The sequence below is a fragment of the Streptomyces sp. Ru72 genome, from assembly GCF_002920635.1.
Taxonomy (GTDB): domain Bacteria; phylum Actinomycetota; class Actinomycetes; order Streptomycetales; family Streptomycetaceae; genus Streptomyces.
In genome coordinates this window covers 1-8,963 of record NZ_PQSR01000174.1, presented here as the reverse complement: position 1 = coordinate 8,963, position 8,963 = coordinate 1, and the positions used below count along the sequence as shown (strand labels likewise).

Below are 8,963 nucleotides of genomic sequence, written 5' to 3'. Positions count from 1 at the left end.
GCCACGCGGGGGTGCGGCTGCGGCGGGCATCCGTGACCGGTGCGGACGCGGACGCGCCCCGGGGGCCTCAGACCTCGTCCCGCGCCAGCGCCAGCAGGCGGTCCAGGACGCGCGGGCCGCCCGCACGGACACCGTCGTGCTCGAACTCGTCCGTCACCCAGGTGCGCAGGCCGCGGATCGCCCGGGCGGTGTCCAGCGCGTGGGCGGTGTCGACGTACATGTCGTCGTGGTAGATCGCCGCGGCCACCGGGACCTCGTTGGCGGCGAGGCGGGCGCGGTCGTACAGCGGTGTCCAGTCGGTGCGCTCGGCGAGCAGGTGGGCGGTCTCGCTCAGGGGGCGCAGCGCCGGGTCGGTGTCGAACATCCACGGGTGCACGGACTCGCCCGTGAACAGCACCGGCCCGTCGCCCGTGAGCGTCTTCGCCGCGTCGAACTGCGGGAACTCGGCCCGCATCCGCTCCGCCGACCACGCGGTGGGGCGCTCGTCCTGGCCGTAGATGGCCTCGTGGACCAGCGCGTACAGGGGGTGCCCCGCGAACGACAGCAGGTGGTGCACCTCCTCCTGGAAGGCGTCGGAGAGCTCGAGGCCCTGCGGGGTGCGGACGAACGCGTCCTCGAGGAGGAAGTGCAGGCGATGGCTGCCCTCGCTGCCGCCGAGCAGGATGCCGAGTGACTGGAACGCCTCCACGGTGAGCCGGTAGCCGCCGTTCAGGACCGGCTCGTGCCGCAGCAGGTGCTCGGCGATGCGACGTACGCGCTCGACGTCCTGCGGGTAGCGGTCGTAGTGGGCGGCGACCTTGCGTTCGATGCGCGGGTAGGCGGCCCGGTAGACGTCGTCGGCGTGCGCGTCGAGGGCGGGCAGGCCGCCGGTGATCAGTGCGGCGCGCAGGCCTTCGGGGGCCGTCGACAGGTAGGCGACGGTGCAGAAGCCGCCGAAGCTCTGCCCGAGGACCGTCCAGGGGGCGCCGCCGGTGACCTGGGGGCGGATGGCCTCGCAGTCGCGGACGATGGAGTCGGCGCGGAAGTGGGTGAGGTAGTCGGCCTGTTCGCGGGGGCCGCCGCGCAGCGGGAGGGTCTGCCGGTTGGCGGGTGTGGAGGCGCCGGTGCCGCGCTGGTCGAGCAGCAGGACGCGGAACTCCTGAAGGGCGCGGCCGAGCCAGGCCTGCTTGCCGATGAACCGGTTCGCCCCGAAGCCGGGCCCGCCCTGGAGGTAGAGCAGCCAGGGCAGGTCGTCGCCCGCCTTGTCGCTCGCCACCACCTCCCGCGCGTACAGCTCGATGCTCTCGCCGTCGGGGTCGTCGTGGTCCAGGGGCACGGTGAAGCGGCGGTCGGTGAGGACGGTGCCGGGCTGGCGGTAGCTGTGGGTCAACGGGGGCTCCCCGGAACGGACGGATTGCAGGCCGCGTCCCAGTCCAGCACATGCTCAGCGGGCGCGGGCGCCCGGGATCAAGAAATCCGTACCAACCGGTCGTTCAGCCGGTTTCCCGGGGCACCGGGCGCCGGTCAGCGCGCGGACAGGCTGGAGTTGCGCACCACCAACTCCGGTTGGAGCACGACCCGCCGGTGTTCGTGCGGGCGAGTGGTCGACTCGGCCGCCTCGGCCTCGGTCTCCTCCAGGAGGAGTTCGGCGGCGAGGGCACCCATGGTCACGGCGGGCTGCCGTACGGAGGTGAGCGGCACGGCGGCGGCCGCGGCGAACTCGATGTCGTCGTACCCGACGATCGCGAGGTCGTCGGGGACGCTGACGCCGGCCGCGAACATGGCTTGCAGGACACCGAGGGCGAGCAGGTCGTTGGCGCAGAAGACGGCGGTCGGGCGGTCGGCGAGCCCGAGGAGCCGCGCACCGGCGTCGCGGCCGGCGGCGACGTCGAGGCGCTCGGTCGGCAGTTCGCGCAGCGCCTCGGGGCCGAGCCCGGCCTCGGCCAGCGCGTTCAGGGCACCGGTGCGGCGGTCCCTGACCTGGTTCAGGCCGGGCGGCCCGCTGACGTAGGCGATGAAGCGGTGCCCGGCGTCCACGAGGTGCCGCACGGCCAGGGCGCCGCCCGCCACGTCGTCGACCGACACCGAGCACTCGGTGGTGCCCTCGGCCACCCGGTCCACAAGCACGAACGGGATGCCGTGGCGACGGAACGTCTCGATGTTCCGTCCGGTCGCGTCGGCGGGGGTGAGCAGCACGCCCCGCACCCGTTGCTCGGCGAAGAGCGACAGGTACTCGGCCTCCTCGGCGGCGCTCTGCGCGCTGTTGCAGACCATCACGCCGAGCCCGGCGTCCCGGGCGGCCCGCTCGGCGCCGCGGGCCACGTCCACGAAGAACGGGTTGCCCATGTCGAGGACGAGCAGGCCCATGATCCGGCTGCGCCCAGCCCGCAGCTGCCGCGCCGACTCGCTGCGGACGTAGCCGAGGCGGTCTATCACGGACTGCACGCGGGCACGCGTCTCGGAGGCGACGGTCTCGGGACGGTTGATGACGTTCGAGACCGTGCCCACAGACACTCCGGCGGCGCGGGCGACGTCCTTGATACCCACCGACTGAGCCATCAGGCGGGGACCTCCAGGGATACAGGGGCGGCGGGGCGGGCTTCACACTATCGTCACCGCCCCGCGCGGCGGATCAGGTCACGAGGGCAGGGCGAAGTCGACGACGTGGAGTGCCGAGGGTGTCGTACCGCTGGACTTCTCCTGGTACATGAAGGACAGGGTGTTGTCCGCCTTCACGCGCATCTCGTCGATCACGACCTCACCGAAGGCGTTCAGGCCGCTGCCGTCGTACAGCAGTGTCCAGTCCGAGTAGCCGGAGGACTTCGACGCGCCGGCGATGCGCCCGTAGGGGAAGACCGCGTAGGCGTTGTCGTACCTGTCGAGAACCAGCTTGGTGCGCTGGCTGGAGTTCAGGGGGACCGGGATCTCGGTCTTCTGCCACGTGCCGGAGGAGCTCTTGCGGACGTGGAAGGCGCGGCCGTTCGCGGTGCGGTCGGCGACGTAGTCCGTGGTGCACTGGCCGAAGCGGCCGGGGACGTAGGAGATGATCGCGTGCGGCAGGCCGGCCGAGTCGGTGGACTGGCTCTCCTGGTTCATCAGGGAGTGGTCGGGGTTGAGGGGGTCCACGACGAGCCCCGCGTCCGTGACGGCGACCGTGTCGGAGGTTCCGGTGGTGGCGACGAGGGCGCCGGCGTCGTTGCGCCAGGTGCGGCCGCGGTCGGTGGAGTAGACGTAGCCGGTGTCGTGGTTGGTGATGCCCCCGCTGGAGCACATGACGGCGGCGTTCTGCTCGCGCCAGGTGAAGAAGGAGTGCAGGCGGCCGCCCGCGTCGTAGTCGATGCCGTGCAGGTACATGTTGCGGGTCGTGCTGGAGCCGTGGGAACTGGTGTAGGTGCCGGTGGAGCTGGTCCACTCCCCCAGCGCCTTCCAGGACGAGCCGTCGTACTCCGCGAGGGCGTTGCGGCCGTTGCCGGAGATCCCGACCCGGTAGCTCAGTTGCAGCTTGCCCTCGGGGGTGGAGATGAACTGCGGGTAGGTGAACTGCGAGGTGAGCGCCAGTCCGTCGAGGGACGTCTGGATCGCGCCGAAGACGGACGAGGTCCAGGCGGTGGTGCCGGGGTTGTCCATCAGCCCGGCGACGGACTTCACGTAGAAGTAGCCGTCGCTGTGCGAGTCCATGTTGAGGTGGAGGCGGCCGTCGACCTTGGAGACGCCCAGGGAGATGACGTTGTGCGAGTCGTCGGTCTTGAGCTGGTGGGAGAGGGTGACCGTGGACCAGGTGCTCGCCCCGAGCTTGCGGCGGGCGACCACGGCGTTGCGGGTGGAGGTGTACCAGGCGGCGTACTGGTAGCCCTGGTAGGTGAGCAGGCCGTTCTTCTGGAAGGAGTTGTTGTTGACCAGGCCGTCGTACGACACGAAGTAGATCGCCTGGCTGTCGAGCGTGGTGGTGCCGGTCCTGGTGACCGAGGGCCCGGGGGTCGCCGCCTGCGCCCTCCCCGGCGCCACCACGGCGCTCAGCAGGGCGGTCGCCAGCACGGTACGTCGTCTCATGGGTGCGTATCCCGGGTTCAGGCGAGGTGGAACACTTCGGTGAGGGGCTTCATGGCCTCGTCGGGCCGGGCACCGTCCAGCGACTCGAAGAACGGCGCCATCTCGGCCTGCCAGCGGGCGTTGACCTCGGTCGCCTCCATGCCTGCCAGGGCGGCCTCGAAGTCCTCGGTCTCCAGATAGCCGACGAGCAGGCCGTCGTCCCGCAGGAACAGGGAGTAGTTGTGCCAGCCGGTGGCCGAGAGCGCCTGGAGCATCTCCGGCCACACGGCGGCGTGGCGTTCGCGGTACTCGGCGATCCGGTCCTCACGGACCTTGAGCAGGAAACAGACGCGCTGCATGAAGTACCGCTCCTCCAGGGTGAGTCGGCGATCAGAAGTTGAACTGGTCGATGTTCTTGCTGTCGAACACGGTCGGCTTGCCGAGGTTGATCACGCCGTCCTTGCCGATGGTGTACGTGGTGTCGCCGGCCTTGAAGGTCTCGCCCTCCTTGCCGGTGATCTGGCCGGACGCCAGGGCGACGGCGGTGCGGGCGGCCAGGTCGCCGAGCTTGGCCGGGTCCCACAGCTCGAACGCGTCGACGGTGCCGTTCTTGACGTACTGGCGCATGTCGTTCGGGGTGCCGAGGCCGGTCAGCTTGACCTTGCCCTTGTACTTGGAGCCGGACAGGTACTGGGCGGCGGCCTTGATGCCGACGGTGGTCGGGGAGATGATCCCCTTCAGGTCCGGGTACTGCTGGAGCAGGCCCTGGGTCTGCTGGAAGGACTGCTGGGCGTCGTCGTTGCCGTAGGCGACCTTGACGAGCTTGACGTCCTTGTACTTGGGGTCCTTCAGCTCCTCCTTCATGTAGCCGATCCAGGTGTTCTGGTTCGTCGCGGTCTGCGCGGCGGACAGGATCGCGATCTCGCCCTTGTAGCCGATCTGCTGGGCGAGCAGCTGCACCTCGGTACGGCCCAGGTCCTCGGCGGAGGCCTGCGAGACGAAGGCGTTGCGGCAGTCGGGCTTGGTGTCGGAGTCGTAGGTGACGACCTTGATGCCGTTGCTCATGGCCTGCTTGAGCGCGGTGCACAGGGCGCCCGGGTCCTGCGCGGACACGGCCATGGCGTTGACCTGCTGCTGGGTGAGCGTGTTGACGTACGAGACCTGGCCGCTGGTGTCGGTCGCGCTGGACGGGCCGACCTCCTTGTACTTCGAGCCCAGTTCCTCCAGGGCCTTCTTGCCGCCGTTGTCGGCGGAGGTGAAGTACGGGTTGTTGACCTGCTTGGGCAGGAAGCCGACGGTCAGGCCCTTCTTGGTGGCGGCGTTCGGGTTCGCCTCGGCACCCGGGTCGGCGGGGGCGGCGCTCTCGCTCGCGACGTCCTTCTTGGTGGTGCCGCCGCAGGCGGTCGCGGCGAGCGCGAGGGAGGTGACGGCGGCGAGGGCCGCGCAGGTGCGGCGGAGGGATGACTTGCGCATGACGGGTCCTTTTTGAGCGGGTGAGTGGGAGCGCCCCGAAGGAGCGCGGGGCGGTATCGATATGCGGCTCCGCCGCGATCGGGGTCCCCCTGTTCGAGCGAAGCCGAGAACTCGGGGGAGCGACCAGCCGCGGACGGCCGGCAGCTTTTTCGAACGGCCGATCCAGCGGAGCGCTTACGCGGCTCTGCGGCCCGCCCTCGCTACCGAGACCTGGCGCGCGACCCGGGGGCCGAGCACGGAGACGACGAGCAGGACGCCGGTGACGACGATCTGCGACTGTGCGGAGACGTTGACGAGGCTCATCACGTTCTGCAGGGCGCCCAGCAGGAACACTCCCGCGATGGCGCCGCCGAGCGTGCCCTTGCCGCCGTCGAAGTCGATGCCGCCGAGCAGGACGGCCGCGACGACGGAGAGTTCGAGCCCGGTGGCGTTGTCGTAGCGGGCGCTGGCGTAGTGCAGCGCCCAGAAGACGCCGGTGAGGGAGGCCATGAATCCGGTCGCGGTGAACAGGATCAGCTTGGCGCGCTTGACCCGGATGCCGGCGAACCGTGCCGCCTCCTCACTGGCACCGACGGCGAACAGCGAGCGGCCGAACGGGGTGGCGTGCAGGACGACCACGGCGATCGCGAGCAGCACCACGAAGGGCAGGAACGCCTGCGGGAGGAAGCTGTCGCCGATGCGTCCGGCCGCGAAGTTCAGGTACTGGGTGGGGAAGTCGGTCACCGCGTCGGAGCCGAGCACGATCTGGGCGATGCCCCGGTAGGCGGCGAGGGTGCCGATGGTGACGGCCAGCGAGGGCAGCCCGAGGCGGGTCACCAGCAGGCCGTTGACCAGGCCGCACACCACGCCGAGGAGGAGGCAGACCGGGATGATCGTCTCGATCGCCATGCCGTCGTTCCACAGCTTGCCCATCACCGCGCCCGACAGCCCGGCCGTGGAGGCGACGGAAAGGTCGATCTCCCCCGCGACCACGAGCAGGGTCATGGGCAGCGCGATGAGCGCGATCGGCAGGGTGTTGCCGATCAGGAACGACAGGTTGAGGGCGTTGCCGAAGCCGTCGACGAAGCCGAACGACAGCAGCAGGAGGACGACGAGGAGGGCGCCGACGACCGTGTCCCAGCGGATAGCGCGCGTCAAGGAGTCAGGCATGGCGGGCGTTCCCCTTCTTCAGGGCGGTCTTCTTCGCGGTCGTCTTCTTCAGGGCGGAGGCCACCCGCAGCGCGACGATCCGGTCGACCGCGATGGCGAGCAGGAGCAGGACGCCGTTGATGGCGAGCACCCAGACGGAGCTGACGCCGAGGGCGGGCAGCACGCTGTTGACGGAGGTCAGCAGCAGGGCGCCGAGGGCCGCGCCGTAGACGCTGCCGGAGCCGCCGGTGAAGACCACGCCGCCGACCACGACGGCGCTGACGACGGTGAGTTCGTAGCCGTTGCCGGTGCCGGAGTCGACGTTGCCGAACCGGGCCAGGTACAGCGCGCCCGCGAGCCCGGCCAGTCCTCCGCAGAAGGTGTAGGCGGCCAGGATCCGCTTGCGCACCGGGATGCCGGCGAGGCGGGCGGCCTCCGGGTTGGAGCCGAGCGCGTACAGCTCGCGTCCGCTGCCGAAGTGCTTGAGGTAGTACCCGGTCGCGACCAGGACGACCAGGGCGATGAGGGCCAGCCAGGGGACGGCGGAGATGCCGCCGGACCCGAAGTCGACGAACCCGCCGGGCAGGTCGGCCGCCGTGATCTGCCGCGAGCCGACCCAGATGGAGTCGATGCCGCGGATGATGTAGAGCGTGCCGAGGGTGACGACGAGGGCGGGCACCTGGCCGAGGCTGACGAGCAGCCCGTTGAGGACACCGAAGCCGACGCCGAGCAGGATCGCCAGCACCACCCCCACGACGGGGTTGCCGCCGCCGTGCAGATACGTGCCGGCCGCGAAGGCGCTGATGCCCAGGGTGGAACCGACCGACAGGTCGACGTTGCGGGTGATGACGACCAGGGACTGGCCGGTAGCGACCAGCACCAGGATGGTCGCGTTCAGCAGCAGGTCCTTGATGCCCTGCTCGGAGAGGAAGTCGCTGTTGCCGAGCTGGGTGACGACGATCATCACCAGGAAGACGACCAGGATGGCGAGTTCACGCATCTTGAACACGCGGTCGACGAGCCTGGTGCCGCTGGACTTGGGCATGTCGGTCACGGGGGCCTGGTCGGGAGCGGTCACCGTCATGCGGCGGCCCTCCCCGTGGCTGCGGCCATCACGGTTTCCTCGGTGGCTTCGGAGCGCGGGATCTCGGCGGTGAGCCGGCCCTCGTGCATCACGAGCACGCGGTCGGCCATGCCGAGGATCTCGGGCAGGTCGGAGGAGATCATCAGGACGGCCACGCCGTCCGCGGCCAGCTCACTGAGCAGCCGGTGCACCTCGGCCTTCGTGCCGACGTCGATGCCGCGGGTCGGCTCGTCGACGATCAGCACCTTCGGGCCGGTGGCGAGCCACTTGGCGAGGACCACCTTCTGCTGGTTGCCGCCGGACAGCGTGGAGACGGCGTCCGCGATCCGGGCGTACTTCACCTGGAGCCTGACGGCCCAGTCGAGGGACCGGCTGCGTTCGGCGCCGCGGTCGACGAGCCCGGCCTTCACGGTCGTGCGCAGACCGGTCAGACCGATGTTGCGTTCGATGGACATGTCCATCACCAGGCCCTGGGCGCGCCGGTCCTCGGGGACCAGGGCGAGCCCGGCGGCCATCGCGGTGGAGGGCGCGCCGTTGGTGAGGGTCCTGCCGTCGACCTCGACCTCGCCCGCGTCCCAGCGGTCGATGCCGAAGACGGCGCGCGCGACCTCGGTGCGGCCGGCGCCGACGAGCCCGGCGAGCCCGACGATCTCACCGCGCCGCACGTCGAACGACACGTCGGTGAAGACGCCCTCCCGGGTCAGCCGCCGCACGCTCAGCGCGACCTCCCCGGGTTCCACGTCCTGCTTGGGGTACAGCTCGTCGAGGTCGCGGCCGACCATGCGGCGGACGAGGTCGTCCTCGGTCATCCCCTCCAGCGGTTCGCTGGCGATCCAGGCGCCGTCGCGCAGGGTGGTCACCCGCTGGCAGATCTCGAAGATCTCCTCCAGCCGGTGGGAGATGAACAGCACCGCCGCGCCCTGCTCGCGCAGGGTGCGGACCACGCCGAAGAGCCGGGCCACCTCGCTGCCGGTGAGGGCCGCGGTCGGCTCGTCCATGATCAGGACGCGGGCGTCGAAGGAGAGCGCCTTGGCGATCTCCACGATCTGCTGGTCCGCGATGGACAGGCCGCGCGCCGGGCGCTCGGAGTCGAGGTCGACGCCCAGGCGCCGCATCAGGCCCGCGGTGGCCGCGTTCGTGGCCTTGTGGTCGATCCTGCCGAGGGCCTTGCGGGGCTGGCGGCCCATGAAGATGTTCTCGGCGATCGACAGGTCGGGGAAGAGGGTCGGTTCCTGGTAGATCACGGCGATGCCGGCGTCCCGGGCGTCGG

General features: G+C 70.5%; 8 protein-coding genes. All 8 read right to left on the bottom strand.

Annotation, left to right across the window (positions count from 1 at the left end):
- Positions 1-67: 67 nt before the first annotated feature.
- Entirely contained in the window at positions 68-1,369 is a 1,302-nt protein-coding gene (locus tag C3488_RS38230; RefSeq protein WP_103845439.1) for an alpha/beta fold hydrolase, read from the bottom strand.
- A gap of 134 nt (positions 1,370-1,503) precedes the next feature.
- On the bottom strand, positions 1,504-2,538 hold the full coding sequence (locus tag C3488_RS38225) for a LacI family DNA-binding transcriptional regulator (protein WP_103845438.1): 1,035 nt from the start codon (positions 2,536-2,538) through the stop codon (positions 1,504-1,506).
- A 78-nt stretch (positions 2,539-2,616) separates the two neighbouring features.
- Complete coding sequence (locus tag C3488_RS38220; RefSeq protein ID WP_103845437.1) at positions 2,617-4,029, bottom strand: BNR repeat-containing protein; 1,413 nt, start codon at positions 4,027-4,029, stop codon at positions 2,617-2,619.
- Positions 4,030-4,046: 17 nt separating this feature from the next.
- A complete protein-coding gene (locus tag C3488_RS38215) occupies positions 4,047-4,367 on the bottom strand; it encodes an L-rhamnose mutarotase (protein WP_103845436.1) in 321 nt (106 codons plus the stop codon).
- A gap of 31 nt (positions 4,368-4,398) precedes the next feature.
- Entirely contained in the window at positions 4,399-5,481 is a 1,083-nt protein-coding gene (gene rhaS / locus C3488_RS38210; RefSeq protein ID WP_103845435.1) for a rhamnose ABC transporter substrate-binding protein, read from the bottom strand.
- A 174-nt stretch (positions 5,482-5,655) separates the two neighbouring features.
- Positions 5,656-6,630: an ABC transporter permease gene (locus tag C3488_RS38205; RefSeq protein ID WP_103845434.1), complete on the bottom strand. Its 975-nt coding sequence runs from the start codon at positions 6,628-6,630 to the stop codon at positions 5,656-5,658.
- A complete protein-coding gene (locus tag C3488_RS38200) occupies positions 6,623-7,693 on the bottom strand; it encodes an ABC transporter permease (protein WP_103845433.1) in 1,071 nt (356 codons plus the stop codon). Before C3488_RS38200 ends, C3488_RS38205 begins: the two co-directional genes overlap by 8 nt.
- On the bottom strand, positions 7,690-8,963 hold a 1,274-nt coding region (locus C3488_RS38195; RefSeq protein ID WP_103845432.1), incomplete at its 5' end, for a sugar ABC transporter ATP-binding protein. The genes C3488_RS38200 and C3488_RS38195, both read right to left, overlap by 4 nt.